The sequence below is a fragment of the Halogeometricum sp. S1BR25-6 genome (assembly GCF_031624495.1).
Lineage (GTDB): Archaea > Halobacteriota > Halobacteria > Halobacteriales > Haloferacaceae > Halogeometricum > Halogeometricum salsisoli.
In genome coordinates, this window is sequence record NZ_JAMQOP010000002.1 from 570674 (window position 1) to 592986 (window position 22313).

The 22313-nt window shown below is 66.2% G+C and carries 15 protein-coding genes; 7 read left to right on the forward strand and 8 right to left on the reverse strand.

Annotated features, from left to right (window positions below; genetic code table 11):
- The first annotated feature begins 46 nt into the window (after positions 1-46).
- The gene (locus NDI76_RS12980; RefSeq protein WP_310924504.1) at positions 47-1372 is read left to right on the forward strand and encodes a glycosyl hydrolase family 28-related protein; all 1326 of its coding nucleotides are present in this window, start codon (positions 47-49) and stop codon (positions 1370-1372) included.
- 115 nt (positions 1373-1487) lie between these two features.
- On the opposite strand, the gene NDI76_RS12985 is transcribed toward NDI76_RS12980, so the two are convergent.
- Positions 1488-2396 (reverse strand): alkaline phosphatase family protein, encoded by a 909-nt coding sequence (locus NDI76_RS12985; protein ID WP_310924506.1) that lies wholly within the window; start codon positions 2394-2396, stop codon positions 1488-1490.
- A 320-nt stretch (positions 2397-2716) separates the two neighbouring features.
- On the opposite strand from NDI76_RS12985, the gene NDI76_RS12990 reads away from it, so the two are divergent.
- Positions 2717-3709 (forward strand): alkaline phosphatase family protein, encoded by a 993-nt coding sequence (locus NDI76_RS12990; RefSeq protein WP_310924507.1) that lies wholly within the window; start codon positions 2717-2719, stop codon positions 3707-3709.
- A gap of 363 nt (positions 3710-4072) precedes the next feature.
- On the opposite strand, the gene NDI76_RS12995 is transcribed toward NDI76_RS12990, so the two are convergent.
- Together NDI76_RS12995 and NDI76_RS13000 are read right to left on the reverse strand one after the other, a co-directional pair.
- Complete coding sequence (locus NDI76_RS12995; RefSeq protein ID WP_310924508.1) at positions 4073-5497, reverse strand: sulfatase; 1425 nt, start codon at positions 5495-5497, stop codon at positions 4073-4075.
- A gap of 189 nt (positions 5498-5686) precedes the next feature.
- The gene (locus tag NDI76_RS13000; RefSeq protein ID WP_310924509.1) at positions 5687-7447 is read right to left on the reverse strand and encodes an asparagine synthase-related protein; all 1761 of its coding nucleotides are present in this window, start codon (positions 7445-7447) and stop codon (positions 5687-5689) included.
- Between the two features lie 241 nt (positions 7448-7688).
- Between NDI76_RS13000 and NDI76_RS13005 the strand changes: the two genes are divergently transcribed.
- Both NDI76_RS13005 and NDI76_RS13010 read left to right on the forward strand, forming a co-directional pair.
- The gene (locus NDI76_RS13005) at positions 7689-8873 is read left to right on the forward strand and encodes a glycosyltransferase (protein ID WP_310924510.1); all 1185 of its coding nucleotides are present in this window, start codon (positions 7689-7691) and stop codon (positions 8871-8873) included.
- Positions 8870-9973 carry a glycosyltransferase family 4 protein gene (locus NDI76_RS13010; RefSeq protein ID WP_310924511.1) on the forward strand — a complete coding sequence of 368 codons (1104 nt, stop codon included), beginning with the start codon at positions 8870-8872 and terminating at the stop codon, positions 9971-9973. Before NDI76_RS13005 ends, NDI76_RS13010 begins: the two co-directional genes overlap by 4 nt.
- 757 nt (positions 9974-10730) lie before the next feature.
- On the opposite strand, the gene NDI76_RS13015 is transcribed toward NDI76_RS13010, so the two are convergent.
- The 5 genes from NDI76_RS13015 to NDI76_RS13035 form a co-directional block, all read right to left on the reverse strand.
- Positions 10731-12563 (reverse strand): hypothetical protein, encoded by a 1833-nt coding sequence (locus NDI76_RS13015; RefSeq protein WP_310924512.1) that lies wholly within the window; start codon positions 12561-12563, stop codon positions 10731-10733.
- Positions 12564-12645: 82 nt separating this feature from the next.
- Complete coding sequence (locus NDI76_RS13020; RefSeq protein ID WP_310924513.1) at positions 12646-13644, reverse strand: DUF1616 domain-containing protein; 999 nt, start codon at positions 13642-13644, stop codon at positions 12646-12648.
- Positions 13645-13756: 112 nt separating this feature from the next.
- Entirely contained in the window at positions 13757-14530 is a 774-nt protein-coding gene (locus NDI76_RS13025; protein WP_310924514.1) for a glycosyltransferase family 2 protein, read from the reverse strand.
- A gap of 189 nt (positions 14531-14719) precedes the next feature.
- Positions 14720-16636 (reverse strand): heparinase II/III domain-containing protein, encoded by a 1917-nt coding sequence (locus tag NDI76_RS13030; RefSeq protein ID WP_310924515.1) that lies wholly within the window; start codon positions 16634-16636, stop codon positions 14720-14722.
- Entirely contained in the window at positions 16633-17976 is a 1344-nt protein-coding gene (locus NDI76_RS13035; RefSeq protein WP_310924516.1) for a glycosyltransferase family 4 protein, read from the reverse strand. Before NDI76_RS13035 ends, NDI76_RS13030 begins: the two co-directional genes overlap by 4 nt.
- A gap of 505 nt (positions 17977-18481) precedes the next feature.
- On the opposite strand from NDI76_RS13035, the gene NDI76_RS13040 reads away from it, so the two are divergent.
- From NDI76_RS13040 to NDI76_RS13050, 3 genes are all read left to right on the forward strand, one after another.
- The gene (locus NDI76_RS13040; protein WP_310924517.1) at positions 18482-20002 is read left to right on the forward strand and encodes a lipopolysaccharide biosynthesis protein; all 1521 of its coding nucleotides are present in this window, start codon (positions 18482-18484) and stop codon (positions 20000-20002) included.
- 93 nt (positions 20003-20095) lie between these two features.
- The gene (locus tag NDI76_RS13045) at positions 20096-20461 is read left to right on the forward strand and encodes a DUF8044 family membrane protein (protein ID WP_310924518.1); all 366 of its coding nucleotides are present in this window, start codon (positions 20096-20098) and stop codon (positions 20459-20461) included.
- A gap of 564 nt (positions 20462-21025) precedes the next feature.
- Positions 21026-22162, forward strand: coding sequence for a hypothetical protein (locus tag NDI76_RS13050; RefSeq protein ID WP_310924519.1), 1137 nt, complete (start codon positions 21026-21028; stop codon positions 22160-22162).
- The last annotated feature ends 151 nt before the right edge of the window (positions 22163-22313 follow it).

Genomic DNA, 22313 nt, shown 5'->3' on the forward strand with positions numbered 1-22313 from the left:
AAACCACCCGTCCGGCCGCGGAGCGGACCAACTGAGAGTCATTATCATGGTGAAGAAAGTTACAGACTTCGGTGCGGTCGGTGACGGATCGCGCGACGACACGGACGCCATACGGAACGCTGCGGACGCCGCGGGGCCCGGCGGGACGGTCTACTTCCCGCCCGGAACGTACCTCGTCGGCTCCGACAGCCGAGTGCCCCTGGCGTACCCCGGCGACGGAAGTTGGGACGACCTGACCTGGAAGGGCGCCGGCGCGGACGAGGTCACCATCAAGATGGCCGGCGGCCAGACGAAGGCGCACTTCGTCTTCCTGGTGAAGGGCTCGCAGTCCCCGCGGAACGTGACGTTCGACGGACTGGCCGTCGACGGCAACAAGGACCAGCAGTCGAACGACAGCGTCGGCCTGTGCGTTCTCACGGAGGCCGAAGGGTTGTTCAAGATGCACAACTGCCGGCTCATGAACGCGCAGAACGCGAACCTCAAACACTCCGGGCACATGGACTCGGAGATCACCTACTCGCACTTCCACAACGCGGGCTACGTCTGGAACGGCGGCCACGGCATCTCTCCCAACCAGACCGCGAAGACGACGACCACTATCCGGAAGTGCCTGTTCACCGACCAGAAGGGCGCGGACGTCGACGTGGGGCACGCCAAGCCGAAAGACTGGCAGACCGTCCTCATCGAGAACTGCGTGATGCGGGACTCCTACCGGGGGAGTCTCAAGATGACGCAGGAGAACGCGAAGACGACCATCCGCAACACAATCATGACGGGGAACTCCGACACCGAAATCCCGGTGAAGGCGAACCCCTCCGACGCGTCCATCGGGACCGTCGCCCTCGAGAACTGCATCATCGACGGCGGGAAGTTCCCCGGCATCGACTTTCCCGTCCCCGGTCGCCTCGAACTGAACGAGGTCGCCATCAAGAACGTCGGACGGGGCGGCCACCGCGACGGCGCGGGCATCTACACCGACCAGATGGACGTCGTCGGCGGTCGCATCTCCGTTCACGGCACCGATACGATGGTCAACTTCACCGACAGCGCGAGCGGGTCCATCGACGAAATCATCCACGAGTCGGGCATCTCCCTGGGCCGCGACCGCGGCATCGTCGGGGCTACGACCGTCGGCAGTCCGCTCGCACCGTCCGTCCCGAGCGAGTCTGAGGTGGGTCCCGGAGCGAGCGACGGCGCGGACCCGGGCACCTCGGAGCCGGCGCCGGCCGACCCCAAGACGTACGGCGGTTACAAGCTCCCCGAACCGGGCACCGTCGACTGGCACGTCCCGCTGAACGAGAACTTCGTCAAAATCGAAGACGACGTGCTCGAACTCCTCGCGCGGGTGCAGCAGCTCGAAGAACAGCACTGAACCGAACAGCTCGACTCTCTTTCTGGCATTCTCCGGCGTCCCGGCGCGCACCGGCGCTTCAGCGTGCGCGAGCGACCCCGGTCGAGTCGAGTCGACGCGAGCGCGAAACCGACGACTACACCTTGTAGCCGAGGTCTTTGAGGTTCTGTTCGACCTCGGCCATGTCGATGGCGTCCGACTCAACCGGTGGGTCGGCTCTGATCGTCCGGCGCGGACCGTCGGCGACGACGTGCCACGGAACCGTCACCAGCTTGTCGGTGAAGATGCCCGGCGGGTGGCCGACCCAGCGGACCGGGAACGGCGTGAGTCGGTCGCCGAGCATCTCGCCGTGGTCCGAACTGATGACGGTCTTGCCGTCGAGTTCCTCGACGAGCGTCTGGACGTGTTCGAGGACGTACCGGAGGTTCGACCGGTAGGCCTCTCGGACGTCCTCGTAGCTCACGTCGCTCCCGCGGACCGTCTCCCGGAGGCCGGTCCTGTCGAGTTCGAACGCGTCGTTGTCGGTGTCGAGGTACGGGTAGTGCGGCTGCATGTAGTGGATGAGGAGCCGCTTGTTCGGGTACTCGTCCTTCAGGTCGAGCACCGCACGGGTGACCGCTTCGGGACTGGGGACGAACCCGTCGGCGACGTCCCGTTCGACGTCGTGGTACGCGTGGAGTTCGCAGTTCAACTCGTCCTGTAGCTGGAGGTACCAGCGGTTCCCGGAGATGTACACCACGTCGTGGAGCCGCTTGTCCTTGAAGTTCCCGTGGACGAACTGCTTGCTCGCGCTGCCGCGGGACTGCCGCGTCTCGGGGGTGCCCGCGAACGGCGTCATCTCGGCGTAGGTGTCCGCCCGGCAGGCGTCGAGGAGGATGAGGTTATCCCAGTCCTCCTCGAAGACGTCCGTCCCCCTCGTGTTGTACTGGCTGTCGCCCGTGTAATCGTAGTACGCTCGGTTGAGTCCGAGTCCGACCAACCCGGGGTCCCGGAAGGCGCGGGTGAGCAGTTCCGGGTTCTCCCGGATGCGGTCCCAGAGTATCATTGGCGGCTCCCGTCGGTCGGGGTTCGGCTCTCAATCGGTGCCGGCTCTCGAACGGCCGTCGGTGCCGTCGCCGCCGCGACCGGTTGTCCGCGAGTCACGTGGGAGGCGGCGACGAGCGAGCGTTCACGGGGAATGGAGAGCGCCATGGTACGAAGAACCCTCCCGGCGCCTAAAAGTATGGAGCCCCTCACCGGTCGGTGGCCGTCGCCACCGGTGCCGCATACATTTCTGTGAAACGATAGTTTCGCGGCCGGAGGCGATTGGATTCGGATTTGTACGCTCCATAACTATATCCGCTATCCGTCGTACCCTGTAGCCACATGCACACCGACATCCGAGCGTGGCTCAGAGAGTTCCCCTCGGAAGTCAAAGGCGGGAGCAGTCCGAAACAAGCCCTGTTGAAATCCCTCCGCGGTGCGTTCAACGGACCGTACTTCTCGCTCACGACTCGATATCCGCTCGGAACGAACATCTACGAACGGGAGTGGGACCTCCTCATCGTCCTCGACGCCTGTCGACTGGACGCCCTCCGCGCGGTGGCCCCCGAGTACGACTACATCGAACTGGTCAGTTCCATCTGGTCGGTCGGCAGCGCCTCCCACGAGTGGATCTGCAAGACGTTCACCAACGAGTACCGCTCGGAGATAGAGAACACGTCGCTCGTCACGACGAACCCGTTCGTCCCGCAGACGTTCGACGACCGCGTGTTCCCGCCGAAGGCGTACGCCGTCCCGTTCATGTGGGCGGACTGGGACGTCGTCGAGAAGTCGACGTTCCAGAACCTCCTGCAGATACACCGGCACGACTACGATGAGTACTTCACCGCGCCCCCGCCGGAGGTGGTCACCGACTACGCCATCCAGATGGCGCGCGAGGACCCCGCAGAGCGGATGGTGCTTCACTACTTCCAACCGCACACGCCGTACATCTCGGAGGCCCACCGCGAGAAACGGACGCTGACGCCGTTAGAAGACGACCCGTGGCGGGAGATGATGCAGGGACGGGCGACCAAGGAGGAAGCGTGGGAACTGTACATGGACAACCTGCGCTTCGTTCTCGACGACATCGAAAGGCTCCTACAGAATATCGACGCCAAGCGCGTCGTCATCACGGCCGACCACGGCGACCTGTTCGGCGAGATGGGCGGCTACGGCCACCCCGAAGGGTTCGTCCACCCCGACCTGAAGCGCGTCCCGTGGGCCCTCGCCACCGGCACCGACACCGGCGACGTCGTCCCGGACGTGGACACGGCCAGACAGACCGACGCGGACTACGACGTCCAGGAGCGATTAGAGAAACTCGGGTACCTGTAACCGACCCGCGTCCCACTCGTCTCTTCAGTTTCCTCCCGTTCGACCGGAGGGCAAAAGGCCACCGACTGAACCCGCCCGGAAGACAGCGGCGCGCTGCGACCGCTCAGCGTCGGCAGAGTTCCCCAGAACGAGTAGTGGAGGAGAACAGAGCCCAATCGACGCCGGGGCGGTCTCTCACCGAACTGAGAACGCGGAGCGGTGCGTCGTCGGAGCGTAACTCGCCGGAACGGAGTCTCCCCGGTCGGCGGGAGTGCACCGGCGCCAGCGTTCGTCTGTATCCGTTCTGCGCCGGTACCGGCGCCGAGGACGGCGGCGATGGAATCGAGAGAAGAGAACGGCGCCCCCGCGTGACATCGAGCGGGGTCAGTCCATCACGTAACCGAGGTCGGAGAGCTGTTTCTTCATCGCGTCCGACATCTCCCGCTGCTCGGCGTTTCGCTCGCCGCGGCCGAGTCGCTCGGAGAACGTCTCGAAGAACTCGCGGTGCTCGTCGGCGACGTCCGGGTTGTCGGCCGAGACGTCGGTGTCCTCGTCGTCGAGGTTGTACAGTTCGTCGCCGCGGTCCCCGCGGAGCCACTTGTAGTCGTCGCTGCGGACGGCGTGAACCAGCCCCGATTGGAATCGGTCGAGGTCCGCGTCCGGGTTGTGCTTTCTGACCTGCTCGACGGCCGTCTCGTACGTCTCGTTGCCGCGTTGGCTGAGCGCGTACGTCCGCGTCTCCTCTCTCGGGTCGATTCCCTGCAGTTCCGACAGCGTCTCGTCGGACGCCCCGGCCTCCTCGAGGAGCATCTGCATCACGTCGATGTGCTGGACGAGAGCGTCCTCGGGGACGTCCGTGACGGACGGGAGGCCGTGGACGACGGTGGGCACGTTGACCAGCCCATCGTGCAGCGAGAACTGGTGGCCGATCACCCCGTGCTCGCCCAACAGGTCGCCGTGGTCGCCGGTGACGACGAAGACGGTCGGACCCATGTCGAGCGACTGGATGTGGTCGTAGAGGTCGCCCACCTGGTGGTCCGCGTAGGCGAGGACGCCGTCGTACATCGCGTCGATGGCCTCCTTCTCCGCGGGCGAGAAGTCACAGCCGTTGGCTATCTCGCGGTAGTAGTTCATGCTCCGGTCGAACGCGACGTCGGCGGCCTCCTCGGTGGACATCTCGATGTCGTCGGTGAAGGCGTCGCGGTACGGCAGCGGCGGGATGTACGGCAGGTGCGCACCCTGCGTGTGCACGAACATGAAGAACGGCTCGTCCGACCCGCCGTAGTCGCTGATGCGTCGTTTCGCCAACTCCGTGGCGATGAACTCGGGGCGGTGTCGGCTGGCGTCGGTCGTAAAGCCCGCGGAGTGCTTCCGGATGCCGAGGAGGTACTTCAGCAGTATCTTCGGCCCGGCGGTCTGCAGGAGGTTGGACTTGTCCATCCAGGTGAAATCCTGAAAGCCGCGGTCGAGCCCCGTCGACTCGCTGCAGTAGGCGTTCTGCGAGAGGCCGACCGTCCGGTAGCCCAAGTCGGCGAACCGCTCCGGAATCGTCGTGATGCCCTCGGGCAGCACGTCGTTCCAGAGGCCGGTGCCGTGGTGGGAGGGGTACGTCCCCGTGAGGATGGAGGAGTCGGACGGGAGCGACCACATGGCGTGCGAGACGCAGTTGGTGAGCGCCCTGCTGGTAGGGCCGTCCGCGATGCGCCGCATGTTCGGCGTCGTGTCGCGGTGGTACCCCGCCAGCGAGGTCCGGTCCGCCCGGATGCTGTCCAGGTTCAGCCAGACGATGTTTGGGCGAGTGTTGGTCATTGATCTACCGTATCGATGCGTTCGGTGGCTTTATTTTTGCAGTGCATAAGCGAACTCGTGAAGCGAAGCCGTCTCCTAACTCCGCGCAGAGGGCGTTTCCGAACGGTTTCGACCGGGTCGGAGATGGCGCGGCGGTGGAAGGCTGACGGGCGGCCTCTGTCTCTCGGTGCGGCGCGTCCGGCGGTCGGCTCACAGGTACGTGTCGAACCAGTACTCCAGCGACGTGATGTGGGCGATGACCGGCGAGAGGTTCTCCCCCCGCTGGTGGCGCGTCCAGAGGTCGGAGAGGTCGTCGGCGAACACGTCGCGTTCGGCCGCCTGCCGCAGGTGCGTCTCGGCCCAGTCGGCCAGGTCGGTGTCCATCCGGAGCCAGATGTCCGAGAGCTGTCCGTTTCCGTACGTCTGCTCCGACCGGAGTCGTCCGAGGCCCACGTTAGCGACGAAGCCGAGGACGTGCGCCGGGTAGGGGTACTTCGGCGGCAGCTTCGTGCGCTCGTAGGTGATGTCGGCGAGTTCCGGCGCGACGCGCTTGGTCATCCCGAGTTTCGCCCGCGAGGTACCCATCGGAATCTTCGTCGTGAACGGGAACGTTCCCTTGCGGTACTTCGTCGGGATGCGCGCGCACCACTCCAGGAAGTCGCCGTCGGTGTAGACGACCCTGTCGCCGCCGACGTCGCGGATGATGGCGTTCGAGGCCATCGCACAGCGGTTGTAGTAGTTCTTGAAGTGGATGTCCAACACCTTGTGGTGGAACGCGTTCTCGTCGCTCTCCTCGGCCTCGTGCCGGAACGTCTTGACGGGGTCGACGCTGACGGCGAGGCAGTCCTCGACGAGGCCGATGTCGAGAGCGGCCTCGCTGGCAATCTGCGACTCGACCGCCGAGTTGTACTGGGTGAAGTGCGACTGGAGGAGGTGGTCGCCCAACAGCGACCCCTCGACGCCCTCCATGAACACGCTGGAGTCTTCGATGTCGTAAGAGCCCGAGAGGTTCTTCGTGATGTGCCAGGCGACCATCCCGCCGCAGACGTCGACGAGTCGCTCGATGCGCTCGGGCGACGGCAGCAGGTCCAACTCGGTGAGTTCCATGTCGAGGCGGTCGGCCACCTCGCGGGCGATTTCGATGTTGTCGCCCGTCGGCGGGTTCGCGTCGTACGTGTACGCCGACAGCGTCTCGAACTCGTGGTCCCCCGAGGCCGCCGACTTACACAGCGCGGAACTCGTGTTTCGGCTGTCCAGTCCGCCGGAGAGCCAGATGCTCGCCTCCGAGGGGAGCGTCGAGGCGGTCCGGTCGACGGCCGTCCTGAAGCGCGAGGCGAGTTCGTCGAGGTACGCGCTTCCGGGTTCGGCCTCGTCGTACCGCGGCTTCCAGTAGCGCTCGCCGCGCCACTCGCCGTCCTCGAACTCGTACACCGTCGCGGGCCGGGCCGTCGACACCTCGGAGACGAGCGTCCGCGTGCCCCAGAGCAGGCCCATCAACAGGAAGTCGGAGACGGCCTGTTCGTCTATCGTGGGGTCGTCGACGAACGGAAGGCACGCCGCGACCGACGTCGAGAACGCCGGTCGACCGTCTGCGAGGAAGCACGAACGCGCCCCCAGTTTGTCCGTGACGACGAGGAGGCGGTCCGCGTCGTCGTCGACGCCCACGAGGAGGAACGTGCCGTCGGTCCGTTCCGCGGCGGCCACGGGGTCTTCGAAGAAGTCGTCGACGAGTTCCTCGTCGTCCGTCTCGCGCCACTCGCGCGCGGTGACCGCGCCGTAGACGAACAGCGTCCGGTCGCCGTCGACGAGCGTTCGGACGCCCTTCGCGTCCGAGACGGGGAGGCGGGCGTAGATGGAGGTGGTCTCCCGCTCGGTCCGCGTTTCGGTTTCGTCGGCGACGCCGTGGACGGGGGTTTCGTCGGCCGCGTCCTCACAGTCCGCGAGCGAGGGGCTTCCAACCAATCCTGACATGTAGCGTACTTCAGTTATGTTATTCAAATAGTTACTCACCCGCTATCCGCCTGTCGCGCTCGAAGCGGGGGGAGAGAGGACCCGTCACCGGGTCGGTTGCGGCGTCTCGCACGTCGGCCGCCACCAGTGCGCGCTCGGACGTGTCGTCGATTCGAGAGAATGGCCGCCCGCGGCGTCTCGTCCCGGCGTTCGTTCAGTAGGTGTGATATAACTTAGGCCGGATTCTACCCACGATACCGTAATGACTCACAGCGTTCTGGCGAGCGCAGTCAACCATCCGGACGCCATCAATCCGTACATCGGACTGTTCAACCAGCGGATCGTCCAGTCGCTCATGCGGCGCGGGATGGACGTCGACGTCGTCTCACCGCGGCCGTTCGCGCCGCCCGTCGGTCCCCACTCGGAGTACTCGATGCTCCCCACCGTCGAGGAGTGGGACGGCTACGGCGTCCACCACCCGCGTTTCTTCTACCTGCTGCCGAAACGCCTGTTCTACGGGCGGGCCGGCGACTCCTTCGCCAAGCGCGTCCCGCGGTACGTCGAGAAGACGTTCGACGTCCCCGACGTCGTCCACGCCTGCCACATCTACCTCGACGGCTACGGCATGGTCGACTACTGCGAGCGACACGACGTCCCCCTGTTCGTCGTCTCGCACGGCCACTTCATGAACGAGTACGACGAGTTGGCCGACGACGTCCGCGAGAAGGTCGACGAGACGCTCGACGCCGCGGAGAAGGTGCTCTGCGTCAGCGACGCCCTCGCGGAGAAGGCCGCGCGGCGCGTCCCCCGTTCGAAAGTCGAAGTGGTCCCCATCGGGGCGACTCCCTCCCGGTACCCCGTCGAGCGGAAGGCGGAACTCCGCGAGGAACTCGGCATCGACCCGGACGCGACGGTGGCGCTGTTCGTCGGGGAGTTCTCCGAGCGGAAGGGCATCCCCGAACTGGCCGACGTCCTCCCGGACCTCGACCTCCCGAACACCGAGTTCGTCTTCGTCGGGCACGGCGGCGACGAGGAGTGGACGCTCCGGCGCGCCCTCACGTCGAGTCGGTTCTCGGGCCGTCACGTGTACACCGGAATCACCTCGCTGGCGCTGCGCCGGTGGCTGGCCGTCGCGGACGTGCTCGTCCTCCCCAGTCACGCCGAGGGGCGACCGACCGTCATCTACGAGGCGATGGCATCGGAGACGGCCGTGCTCTCGACGACCGTCGGGGGCATCCCCGAACAGGTCGAAGACGGCGAGACGGGCGTGTTGATCCCGCCGGGCGACACCGACGCGCTCCGCGAGGCGCTGACCGAATTGGCCGGCGACCGGGAGCGACTGTTGGAGATGGGACGGAAGGGACGCGAGCGCCTCCTCGAACAGGGGTGGACGTGGGACGACCACGCCGAGCGAGTGTACCGACTCCACCGCGAGGCGCTGGAATGACCGACGCGCTCCGCATCGCGGCGGTGACCGCGCACCGCTCCCACGAGGTGGCCGAACCGCTGGCGTTAGCCGACGGGACGGTCGAACTCGTCGACATCGACGCCTCCGACGGCTTCCTCGAACGGAACCTGAACACGGTCACCCAACTGCTCGAACTGACCAGCGATCCGAAACCGGACGCCGTGCTGTCGGACTGTCTCGGACTGCTCGGCTTCCTCATCGCCGCCATCTGCGTCCTCCGGGGCGTCCCGTTCGTCTTCCGCTTCAAAGGTAACCACTGGCAGGGGTTAGAGGAGATATACCGAACGGGACGGGACGACGGTCTCGCGACGAAGCTTCGGTACTACCTCACCTACGCCCTCGACGAGGCTATCTACCGGTCGGCTCGCGGCTACGTCGTCGTTTCCGCGGAGTTGAAAGACGTCGTCGTCGAGCGAACCGGCTGTCGGCCGGAGCAGGTGCACGTCGTCCACGTCCCCCTCGTCCCCGACCGGGAAGACGGGTCGGCGCGGGCGGCCAGAGAGCGGTTCGGAATCGAGGAGGAGACGGTGCTCCTAACGGTGACGAACCTCAAGTATCCCAGCAAGTACGACGGCGTCCGCACCATCGTCGAGGGGATGGAGTCGGTGCTCGCCGACCACGACGACGTTGCCTACGTCGTCGCCGGCGGGGGGTCCTACCTCGAAGACGTGCGCGCGGCGGTCGACGCCGTCGCCGACCCGGCCGTCCGCGACCGCATCTACGTGCTCGGCTTCGTGGAGGGCGTCGCGGACCTCTACGCCCTCGCGGACGCCTTCGTCTACGTCTCGCACATCGACGGCTATCCGCGGTCGGTGCTCGAAGCCCAGCAGTCCGCGCTTCCGGCGATGGTCAACGCCGCTCACGGGATGGTCGAACAGGTCGAGGACGGCGAGACCGGGGTCGTCTTGGAGGAGGCGACGTCCGAACAGGTGGCGGCGCAGGTGACGCGACTGCTGGACGACGGCGACCGCACGCGCCTCGGCGAGAACGCCCGGACGCGGGTCCGGGCCGAGAACGACCCGGAGACCATCGGTCACCAACTCGTTGCGGCCATCGACGCCATCGTCTCCGGTCGGTAGGCTCGGACCGGCGGACGCGGCGGCTTCTGACTCGAAACCGAAACTCTTCTTTCGGCAGTCTGGCGGTTCGACGGCTGAGCGGACGCGGCGCAGACCGTCTACACCGCGCTCTCCCATCCCCTCGCGTCTCCGCGGCGAAACGGGTCACTCGCATTACTTCCAGCGGCCCGCAGAGCGGAAGCCCGCAGGGGACGCATCGGTCGGTATCGACACGTCGTACCGGCCGTCAATATAGTCCGAGTGTTCCGACGGTAATCGAGTTCGCGCGCCGCCGTCACGCCGTTGTCGTACCGTCATTCGACACTCAGTGGAACGAACAACACCGAGGCACGGCGCCGCCGTCGCGCAGCGACGTGTCTCCCGCAGCATCCGAACGCGGATGCCGTCCCGCGGTATGGCTCCCTCCTGTGAAGGGGCTGTTCGTCCGCTCGTGGGAGGACGTCGCCGGCCCGCGTCGGTGCGGCGGTGCTTCGGACCTCGGTCGCATCGCTCGGAAGTCGGGGGGAATGCGAGCGGCGAGAGAAGCGAGCGACGGCCCCGTGCCCCGGGTCGCGGGCCGCCGGCCGACTGCGTGCACTCCCGAGAGTACGTTCCGCGGTCACGGCGCGACCGCCGCCGCTATCGTCTCGGCGTCGCGTCGCACTGCGGTCCACTAAGGAAACGCGTCGGTCCTCGGAGGCGGAGTGCGATGACAGAAGAACGCCGAGCGTCGAAGAACAGGGTCGGGGAGCGACCGGCGAGGGTCGCCGCCGTCGGCCTACGCGGTCACCGTGCTGTTGACGAGGTAGGTGTCGTAGCCGCCGTTGGCGTAGACGTGTGACACCGACCCGTCGCGTTCGAGGCGCGCGTAGTCGGTGTCGTTGAACTGCCAGAACTGGCGGTAGTCGGGGTACATCTCCTCGTAGAAGATGCGCCCGCTCCGCGTGACGACCATGTACCGGTCCTCCTCGTAGCTGGCTCCGAGCGTGTCGTGCTCGGTGTAATTGAAGTGTGGTGGCGGTCCGACGGTGGTGCTGGCCGGGATGACTTCGTCTTCGGTGTAGCCCGCCGTTCCGTACAGCGCGTCGCGGAACCGGCGGAGGTTGATGCCGTACTGTATCGTCGGGTTATCGGGCTCTCTGAACTCCAGCGTCCAGTCGGCGCCGTCGAGTTCGGCGCTCGTCACCTGGTGGTTCCGCTCGATGGCGTACGGCGAGTAGTAGAGTCCGAACGTGCTGATGACGACGAGACACGCCAGCACGACGTAGCAGCCGACTTGGACGACGCGCTTGCCGCCGGTACCCACCGAACGGTAGAGCGCGTAGAACAGCGACCCGACGAGCAGCGCGGCGAAGATTCGGGCGAGCATGAGGGGTCGACCGAACCCGACCACGAGGTCCATGATCAAGAACGGGACCGCGAGGCCGGCGAACAGCACGAATCCGCCGAGGAACGTCGTCCGGAAGATGTCGAGGTCGCGGCGGCGCTCCGGCGAGGAGAGGGTCCAGAGCGCGTAGAGTCCCGCGAGCGAGAGCAGGATGGCCGACATCCCGTACTTGACGACCCCGATTTGGACGAGGTCGATCAGCGCGGGACTGGCCTCCGAGACGGTGGAACTGTAGGAGTCGAGCGTGGACGTCCCGCTCTCGGTGGCGACGAACGTCTGGATGACCGTCTGTATCTTTCCGGTCACCTGCGTGAAGTCGAGGTACCACGCGGCGAACATCCCGAGCGCGAGGTGGGCGATGGGCGTCGCGCCGACCGCGCTGCGCCACTCGACGGACCGACCGGAGTCGCGGGTCAGGAGCCCCTGGTCGTGGACGAACTTCGCCGCGGTGTAGACGCCGAAGACGAACAGGAGAAACAGCGTCGTCAGCGGGTGGTAGACGACCATCGCCGCTGCGGTGACGACGAGTGCGACCCGCACCGCCGTCGACCGGGTCTGCTGCTCTTTGAAGAACAGATAGAGGACGAACGGGACGAGCAGGACGCTCTGCGGGAACGGCGAGGGGTTCACATGCGCCGTCCCGCCGATGAGTAGGGTCACGAACGGCAGCGACAGGAATGCGCGCGTCCTGTCGTACACCGTCGACACCAGGGCGAACGACGCCACGAGCGAGAACAGCGAGATGACGACGGCGACCGAGTTGATGAGGTGGATCGGTTCGACGCCGCTCGCGTACGAGAAGCTCAACACGAGGAAGTGCAGGTTCGGGTAGATGTCCTGCTGACCGGCGACGCCGGTGGCTTGGATGGTGACGATCTGACCCACGTGGGTCAGCACGTCGCCGCGCCCGAACACCGGGTAGCCGCGGAAGTACGGGAGCAGCAGCAGCAGCGCTTCGACGACCAGAATCAACAGCAGGCCGAGTCGCCACGCCCCGCTGTCGGACTCCCCCCCGAAGACGCGTTCGAGGACGGCATAGTGGCCGATGAGAAGCGCGAGCACCGCCAGCGCCCAGAAGTACCACGGGTACGCCTCGTAGATGGACATCTCGTAGGCGCTCGCCGACGGCGTCGAGAACAGGATGTACGTCAGCGCGACGACGAGTGCGAACCCGGCCGTCACGACCCATCCGGTGTCCGGTCCGCGGACCGACGACGCGCTCATCGCTCGGCCCCCCTGGTGGTCGGGCGGTCGGTCGGAAGGCGGTTCAGTCGGTCGAGTGCGTTGTCGTTCATTGTTCGAGAGTTCAGGACGCCGTCGCGTTCACCCACACGTGGGTCGAGCGGTACGCGTTCTCCTCCGTCGGGTTCTCCGGCGGCGACCCCTGGTACAGGAGGAAAATGAGCCGGAGGTGCTCGCCGGTCACCGACGAACGGGACGTGAGTTCACGCTGCCCGCGGAACGTCTGGCCCGCTTGCAGCGTCGTGGAGAACCGCTCGAGTTCGCTCTCCGCGGCGACGCGGCGCTCGCCGTCGACCGTTTCCATCCGCTGCAGTTCCGTGACGACGGAGTATTCGACGGTTCGCTCCTCCTGGTTCCCGATACCGACGTAGATGGACCGGGGTTCGGTGGGGCTGAGTTGCGACGGGAACTGGTCGGCGACGAGCGTACCGTTCTCGCCGTTGTCGGTCAGCAAGTAGAGTTCGGTGTAGCGCTCCCCGTTCTGCGGTTCCGCGAGCGTCGCGCCGGCGAGTCCGGCCGACGCGAGGAGGAACACGGCGATCACGAGGTGCGTCTTCGGAAGGGAGCCGATACCCCCGGACCCGCCCGTAACCCGGGCGAGGGGGAGTCGGAACCGCTCGCGGGACGGGACTCTCGCGCGTCGGACGGCCGCGACGACGAGACTGACGGCGACGACGACGAAGAGTCCGACGAGCACGGAGATCCGCGTGATTCCAAACTCGGTGAAGTTCAACCCAAGCACGACCAGCGGGGTGGCCATCAGGCTCAGTCCGACGGCGAGTGCCGCCCGTTCCGCCGCGGTAACCGTCGGATGGTGCACGCGGAGGGTCTCGGGGGACGGCGACCGCGCGGGGAAGAGCGCGGCGGTGATCGCGTATCCGGGAAGCACGAGTACGTACAGTGCGCCGAGGACGACTGTGACCGGAGCGAGGAGCGCGGAGGGGCCGACCGCCACCGCGAGGCCGAGGGCGACGACGGCGAGGACGGCGGCGACCGCGAGGTCGAGGAACGCCGCCGCGGCGCTCGCCTCCGGCGCCTGCTCTCCGAGGGAGCGACTTACCATAGCTGGAGAATGTACCTGCTCGGTCTAAAAGCATCGCTCGGTAGGAGGGGGCTAACGCCCCCGGAAGCCGGCTTCGAGAGGGCGGACGCGACGGGTGTGGGGAAGGACGGGGTCACTCTTCTATCGTCCGACGTCGTCCGGCGTACGCCGCCGCCCGGCCGTCGCGCGCGTACTTCAGGTAGCCGTGGATGAGCCCCACCGACCGGGCGACCTGACTGGTCGCCTCGAACAGCGTCTTCCGCGGTGAGTCGCCGAGATAGTTCGTCGGGAGGAGAATCTGCGTGAGGAGTCGCAAGCGGACGTTCTCCCCCCGGATGAGGTAGTACGGGACGGCCTCCCGACCGTGCCGGTAGGCCTTGCCGTAGTAATCCCACAGCGAGTCCGCAAACGGGTGGGCGACGACGAGGTCCGGGTCGTACCAGAACTCGTACTTCTCGGAGACGCGGTTCGCGAGTTCGGTCTCCTCGTGGCCGTAGGGGAGACGTTCGTCGAACCCGCCCACGTCCTCCAGCACGGAGCGTCGGACGGCCATGTTACAGCCGACGACGACGTCTGTCGCGTGGCCCTCCTCGCCCTGGTCGTACTGCGAGGAGAGTCCGCGGGTGATCTCCGCGCCGGTGTCGATGATTCGACCGGTCACGGCCGGGTGTTCGTCCAAGAGCGCGGACACCCGGTCGAAGTAGCCCGGTTGCGGGTCGGAGTCGTCGTCGAGGAACACCAGTTTGTCGGCGTTCGCCCGCCGGATACCCTCGTTTCTGGCTGCCGATGCCGTCGCGTCGCCGCGGAGGATGATTTCCCCTTCGACGGACGCGGCTTCGAGCTGTTCCTCCCAACCGAACGTCGGATCGGTTTCGAGCGTCGGGATGATGATTGAGATATCTACCATGTCTGCCTCCATCGGCGCGGCGAATCGCCGCGCGTGACCGCGACGTCGGATCGCGGCCGGGTTCTGGTCGTAGGGTGGCACAGATGCGGCATTGTTATAGACGGCATACGTCCGCGAACGGGGGTCCGGGGCCGTCTGGAGGCCGTCGTCCGAACCGGACGCGGGTCGGAGTCAGAGTCGGAGCCGGAGTCAGGAGAGTCGGTCCAAATCCGGAAGCGAGCGGTCGGTCCCGTCGAGCGATAGCGCGCGCGGGTCGGCGCCGTCGCGTTCGAGCGCGACGGTCTCGTAGGGGCGCTTCGAGAGCAGGAAGCCGAACGAGACGTCCGCGCCGGACGAGCGGAGCGTAACCGACGGTCGTTCGACTTCGGTCAGGAACGACGGGAAGTACGGGCTGGTCCCGACGGTCGTCTCCGCCGCCTCCAGCGAGTACAGATAGGCGAGCGGGTCCGCGTCGCCGTCGGTTCGGAACCCGAGACCGGCCGCGCCGGTGTCCGCCGCGCCGTCGACGGCGACGTCGGGGTCGACGTGGAGCCGACTGCGGACCGGGCGGGCCTCGTCCGCGGTGACCCGGTCCCAGACCAGCCACCAGTCGTCGGCGGCGTAGATTCGGCGGCGGTGGGCGTAGGCGTCGTTGCCGACCCGCCGGTAGGCGCCGTCGAAGGCGGTCACGCCGTCGACGACGCCGTGGCGCACCCTCGGGTCGAAGCGCCGGCCCATCAGATAGCTCCCCGCGATGTCTATCGGTTCGACGTCGCCGTACTGGACCGTGTTGTGAGCGGCGACGCTCCGCGTGTGCTGTCGCCTGTCGGTGGGCGCGTACTCGTACGTCCCGGTGTCCGTCAGAACCGACCGCCCGTCAACCCACAGCAGGACGGAGAACTGGTCGTTGTGCGAGTGCGCCGGGAGGTGCGGGGGACCGATTCCCCCGGCGTCGACGAGGAGTGCGTCGTCGCCGCGTCCGAGCCAGTAGTAGCCGGAGTCCGGCATCGCCGTCGTCGCCGACGGACCGGGGTCGACGCCGACCGCGCTCGCGTAACGGAGACACGCTCGAAGCGACAGCGACTCGCCGTGGACGGAGTCGTTGAGGAGGGGGAGCCTCCGGTCCGGCGGCGCGATGGCGCGCAGGAACGCGGTTCCCCGCTCGGCGGCCGCTCGAATCTCCGATGGAGGGGTCCGCCCGTATCTCCGGAGGAGGTCGAGCGCGGTCAGATACCGCGTCAGCGTGAGTACGTGGTACATCGGACTCAACTCGAAGTGGCCGCCGTCGGCCAGGAACTGGTCGGCGGCGTCGACCAGCACCTCCACGCCGGCGTCGACCCACGGGTCGCCGGCGTCGTCCACCAGCAGTCCCGCGACCACGAGCGCGATGCCGTTCTCGATGAGGTGGTTCCCGCCGATATCGTGCTCGACGTGGTTCGAGAGGAACGAGGCGTTTCGGTACAGGAGGCGCTGTAAACGCGCTGCGAGCGCCGGGTGCCGCTCGTCGGCTCCGAGCCACGCGTAGTACCGCGCGGCGTTCAGGAGCCGAAACGAGACGGAGTGGGGGGTCCACGCGCGTCGGAGGTACGCCTCGGTCCCGATGTTCGTGCTCTCGTCGGCTTGCCAGTCGGCGAGCCAACGGGGGAACGTCTCGGTGGCGGCCGGGCAGTCGGTCGGGTCGTCGTGTCCGAGATACGCCCCCCGGAGGAACTCGAAGCCGTGGAACTTCAGCGCCCAGAGCGCCGGCGGTTCGTACACCGCCTCGTCGTGCCAGCCGACTCCGTCGGGTCCCTCGACGCGAATCGTGCGGTCGAGGAAGGTGGCCTCGCCGTCCGTCGCCTCGGCCGCGCGGGCGCGAAACGCCGAACGGTCCGCACCCGAGAGGCTCCGGCGCAGCACCGTCGTGTTCGCCCGGAGGGGGCCCGGCGTGCACGAGAGGTCGTCGGGGACCCGCCGGTCGTATCGGGCGTCGAAGTCGACCGGCAGCGCCGGCACGACGGCGTGTCTGAGCTTCCGGTCGGCGACGCCGGCAAGCTGTCTGGGTTTCATGTTCGACACCGTCCGGAACAGCAGCGACAGCGTCCGCACGTCCGCGAACCGGCGCGACGAGGAGCCGTCGCCGCTCACGACAGATCACGGCTCGCCGCCGGCGCGGAACCGTCGGCCGGCCCGCGCCTCCCGATGAGCTGCCTGACGTTGTCGTCCAACCGCTCGGCGATGCGGCGGCGGTCGTACCGCGTCCGAACGAACTCGTGCCCGCGGGCGCCCATCTCGGTGCGCAGTTTTTCGTCTTCGAGCAGCCTGTCGAACGCGGCGGCGATCTGATCCGGGTCGTTGTCGACGTGGATGCCGCCGCCGGACTCCTCGACGAACCGTCGGAGCTCGCCGCAGCCGGTGACGACGATGGGGAGTCCGCAGCCGAAGTACTCGTACACCTTCGTCGGCATGGCGTAGGCGAGTTCCTCGTCCCTGACGAGCGGCGCGATGCCGATGTCCGCCTTCGAGAGGAGCTTCGGTACCTCCTCGCGCGGGACGGGGTCGACGAACGTCACTCGGTCCTCGAGGGACTCCTCCTCGACGAGTCGTCTGAGCTGCGGAACGGTGTCGCCTCCGCCGACGAGTTTGAGTTCCGCGTCGTTCTCGAGCCGGTTCATCGCCCGGATGCAGGCGGGGAGGTCCTGCGCGTGGCCGATGTTCCCGACGTAGACGATGACCGGGCGCTCGTCCGACGACGCGCCCGTCGAATCGGCCGCCTCGGTCGAGTCCGAGCCGCCGGTGGAAACGGAGATGGTCTCCGAGGCGCTCTTCGACCCGACTTCGACGCCGAAGCGGGACATGTCGACGCCGTTGGGGACGACGAGAATCTTCTCGGCCAATTCATCGCCGTACTGGTCGCACAGTTCCTCGCCGAGCATCTCCGTCGTCACCGCGATGCGGTCGCCGCGATGCAGTACCCGGCGCTGGAACGCCCTGCTCGCCCGTTCCAGAACCCCGCCCTCCTCGATGAACCCGAGGGAGACGGAGGCGTCGATCCAGAGGTCCCGAACGTCGACGACCCAGCGGGTGCCGGCGAACGAGGGAACGAACCCCGCTATCCCGGTGAAGATGGGCGGTGTGGTCGTGAGGACCACGTCGTACCGACGGGCGTTGAACAGCAGCCACAGCGTCGCGTGGAACGCGAACGTGATGTAGTACGCTAACCGGGAGAGGGCGTGGGGGTCGGACTCGGTCGGCTGCCAGCTCCATAGTTGGCGGACGGTCACCCCCTCCATCTCCTGCGTCTCGCTTCGGCTCCACCGCTGCTCGAACTCCCCGTGGGGGAAACTCGGCGGAGGGGCGAGGACGTCGACGTCCCAGCCCATCCGCTGGAGGTTCGTGGTCATGTCCCGCATCCGCGAGGCGTGGCCGCTCGTGTCCGGCGGGAACTGCTGAGAGACGACGACGATGCGGTCGCGCGAATCAGCCATCGTCGAGTGTCTCCGTTCCGCGCCCGCCGACGCGGCTCTGTGTGAAACTGCCGCGCACGAAGCGCGACGGAGGCCTCCCCGCGTCTCGGGAGAGTCTTCTGTTCATGGATGGAGTATGCGATATGATTCGGGTTTGTTAATTCGCTCCTACTATGCATTTTTCCCGAATGTTCGCGTAGTAGGTAGCCGTTAGTCGGCCTTCGGGTGGTGTCGAGACGCTCGCTCGGTATCCGGAGGTACGACCGTTACGGACCCGGTTCTTCTGTTTTACGAGTCGTTCAGTTCGGGTTTACACTAATTAACTAACTGGCTAAAATCACAACTGACGGGAAACATGAACGAGAGAGTGCGAGTCGGTCGCGTGTCGAAATCACCTCCGTGTCGCCTCTACGCGGGTGCAGACGGCTCGCGGGCGTCGAGCGGCCGGGACCGGAGCGTCCGCGGTCGGTGGCGCGGGGACGGTCGCCGGGGCGAAACCGACAGACAGAATAGAGTGTCCGGGTAGATGCCGAACATCATCGACCGGCTGCGAAACGCGTTCGTCCGGCTCAAGCAGGTACTCACGCCCGGCGGGACGCTCAAAGAACGGGCCATCACCGGTGGAATCTGGGCGACCGCGCTCAACGTCTCAGGGAGGGTCTTCCAGCTCCTGACAGCGATTCTGCTCGCCCGGCTTCTCACGCCGGAAGCGTTCGGTATCGTCGCCATCGGGATGTTGGTCATCATCGGTCTCGAACGCTTCTCGAAACTCGGCCTCGACGAGGCGCTCATCTACAACCAGGAGTCGAACGTCGACCCGTACCTCGACACCGCCTGGATAATGAACGCGGTTCGGGGCGCCGTCCTCGCGGGGCTGCTCTACCTCAGCGCCCCCTTCATCGGCCGCTTCTACAGCGAATCGGTCGTCGTGGATATCCTCCCGGTGATGGCGCTCGGACCGCTCGTCCTCGGGCTTCGGAACCCGGCGATACTCTACTTCCGGAAGGACCTGGTCTTCCACAAGGAGTTCGTGTACGACGTGGGCGGGGAGGCGGCGTACTTCATCGCCGCGTTCGCGTACGCCCTCTGGAGTCCGACGGCGTGGGCGCTCGTCTTCGGCTACCTCGCTCGGAACGTCATTCGGACGCTCTTGTCCTACGTCCTCCACGGCTACCGGCCGGGGCCGCGCTTCGACGTCGAACGCGCCCGCGAGATGTTCGACTACGGGAAGTGGATCACGGGCGCGAGCATCACCAACTACATCCGGAACGAGGGGGACGACCACTTCGTCGGCTGGCTCCTCGCAGCGAGTTCGCTCGGGTTCTACCAGATGGCCTACCGGCTCTCCAACGCGCCCGCGACGGAGGTGACGCACGTCATCTCGACGGTCTCCTTCCCGGCCTACTCGGAGATACAGGGCGACTTAGACCGGCTCAGACCGGCGTTCTACAAGACGGTGCGCATCTCCTCGTTCCTGGCCGCGCCGATGGCCATCGGTATCGCCATGGTCGCGCCGACGTTCGTCGAAGCCGTCCTCGGCGAGCAGTGGATGCCGATGGTCGTTCCGATGCAGATTCTCGCCGTCTACGGGATGATACGCGGGTTCGTCTCCGCGTACGGGTCGGTCTGGCAGGCGACCGGCCACCCCGACTACCTGGTGAAGCTCCAACTCGTCGCCATCGTCTTCATGGCGATTCCCATCTACCCGGCGACGGTGGCGTACGGTCTCACCGGTACCGCGTTCGTCATCACCGCGGTCTACGCGGTGATCATGTTCCCCCTCGACACCTACCTGGCGGCGAAGTCCGTCGAGGCCGACTTCAAACGGCTGCTGCTGGAGTTCGTCTACCCCCTGCCCGCGGCGGCGTTCATGGGTGCCACCGTCTACTGGACCCGACAGGTCGTGACGTCGGTTCCGGCGTTCGTCGAACTGATCGTCCTCGTCCTCGTCGGCGTGATAACGTACACCGTGGCCGTCGTGGCGCTCGACTCGCGCATCAACTGGAACATCCTCCACGACATCAAAGACATCCGCGACATGATCTGAAAACCCCCTTCCGGCACAAATTCATGACAGTCGAAATATTAAACACCGATCGATACGAACGTCCGCACGAACGAAGACCGACAACGAGACACAATGCACGAGAACACCACGTCTGAGGGGAACGAGGCCGAGCGAGTCGCGCCCGACGGTTCGGGAAGCTACCGCGCGTCGACACCGCAGCGACAGCAGTGGTCCGACGGCGGGGAGCGGTTCCGCATCTTCGCCGTCGCGCAGGCGGCGATGATGATACTGCTCGGGGTGGCCCTGTTCGCCTTGGAGATGTGGACGCCGGAGTTCTACTTCGTCGTCTCCTTCCTCGGTCTCCTCGTCGTCCGGACCCTCCTCGCGCCAACCGACCGTATCCCGGTTTGGTGGAGCCGCCTCAACTGGGTCGTACGCGCCGGGTTCGTCGTCTTCGGGTATCTGGTTCTCCGACAGCTTCCCGTGCTGCTGCCCTGACCGCGGCGTCGTTCTCACCGCTATCGTCCCCTCTCGTTTTCACTGCAGCTTCTCGGGTTCTCGAACGGTCCTCGACCGTCAAGCGACCGTCGTCGACGGTCACGAGTGACGAACGTCGGGTGGACCCTCGGGCAGTCCAACATCCGATGTGGATACCCGTTCGTGCGAAGTGAACGGGACGTAACCGTCGGCTTCATCTCTCGCCGTCGGTTCCGCGTGAGTCTGGCCCACTTGGTTCCACGAACGTCCTTCCCGGTGGTGCAGGAACCGCTCCTTACGGGGTCGAAAGGGCCTATGGGAGGGAGCGTGCGTGCCCGTCCATCATCTCGACCGGCGAAGTGCTCATTCGTTCGACGGGGTTCGACTCCGAAACGAGTCGTTAGGAATATTCCGTGAGACGGTATGTCACCGGCAGACTCGGAGGGAAACGTGATACTACCCCGGCTTTAATTCGGACCGGCGTCTTTTGAGTTGTATAACAATATAGACTCTCCACATGTGTCCTTGTATGAGGTTTCCGAACTCACGGACCGCCTTCCAGCAGAGAATCTATAGTACCCAGATATGAGTAAACATTACTACGAGTTCTTCGACGGTCTGTTGGTCGAGGTAAGCGGCTCCGGCGGACGGACGGACGACCAGTTCAGGAAGATGTACGGCCACTTCCGGGTGTCGTCGCCGACGCGCGAACCCGACATGGTCATCGAGGAGACGACGAAGGACGTCGACCCCGACGTCGTCCTCGGCGACCCGAGCGACTACTACGGGTGGACGGGCGAGCAGTTCGTGGTGCGCAACGGCTCCTCGTTCATGGCGGTCACGCCCGGGTGGGACCACATCCAGGTCACGCCGGGATTCGAGCCCTTCTACGCCATCTACCCGATGGAGTTCGAGATACGCAAGCGGATGGTCGAGCAAGGCAGGGCGCTCGTGCACGCCTCCGGAATTCAATTAGACGGGGAGACGACGCTGTTCCCTGCGTGGCGCGGGGCCGGCAAGACGAACACGCTGCTCTCACTGCTCCGCGAGGGCGCGAACTTCCTCTCGGACGACCGACTCTGGGTCGGCGCGGACGGGGAAGCGTTCGGCTACCCGCTGGGTGTGAACCTCCAGCCCTACAACATCGAGTCGTTCTCCGAGGTGGAACTCACGCACGACTCGCTGAAGGACCGACTCCGCCACGAGGTCCATGAGTACGTCGACGACCGGTTCGGCGGCGCGAGCCAACTGCCGGCGACGGCGCTGCTCTACTTGAACGGAAAGTTCCTCTCGGACGACGGCCGCGACTTCACCGACGTCGGCTCGCTGTACTCCACGGCGGAGTACGTCGAGCAGGCTTCGGTCGACAACATCGTGTTCCTGCAGGCGGCGCCCAACAACGACCACATCACCAGCGAACCGCTCTCGACGGAGGAGGCGATGAAGGGAATCAGCTCCATCTGCAACTTCGAGTGGGACGGCCGGCTCAGAGAGTACTTCCACGCCTACGATTCCCTGGTCGACGACGGCGACATGGTCGAATCACTGGACGAGGTCGTCCGACGCGAGCGCGAGGTGTTCGAGGAACTGTTCGAAGATGTCGGAACGTACCGCGCTCGAATCCCGCGGGAGCGCGACTGGACCGAGCACGGACTCGACGACGAAGTCGTCGAGATGGTCGAGTCGCTCGAACCCCGGAGAGCCGTCGAGGCGTCCGACTAGCCGACGGAACCCGAGAACCGAACGCTGGTCCGGGACGGTATCCGGGGACGGCGTTCGGCGTGACCGGCCGACACGCACGTATCGGAGATCCGGATTCTAAACGATAGAATATGTCAGTTAGGGAGACGTATTTTTCTCGGGTTCGGTCGGG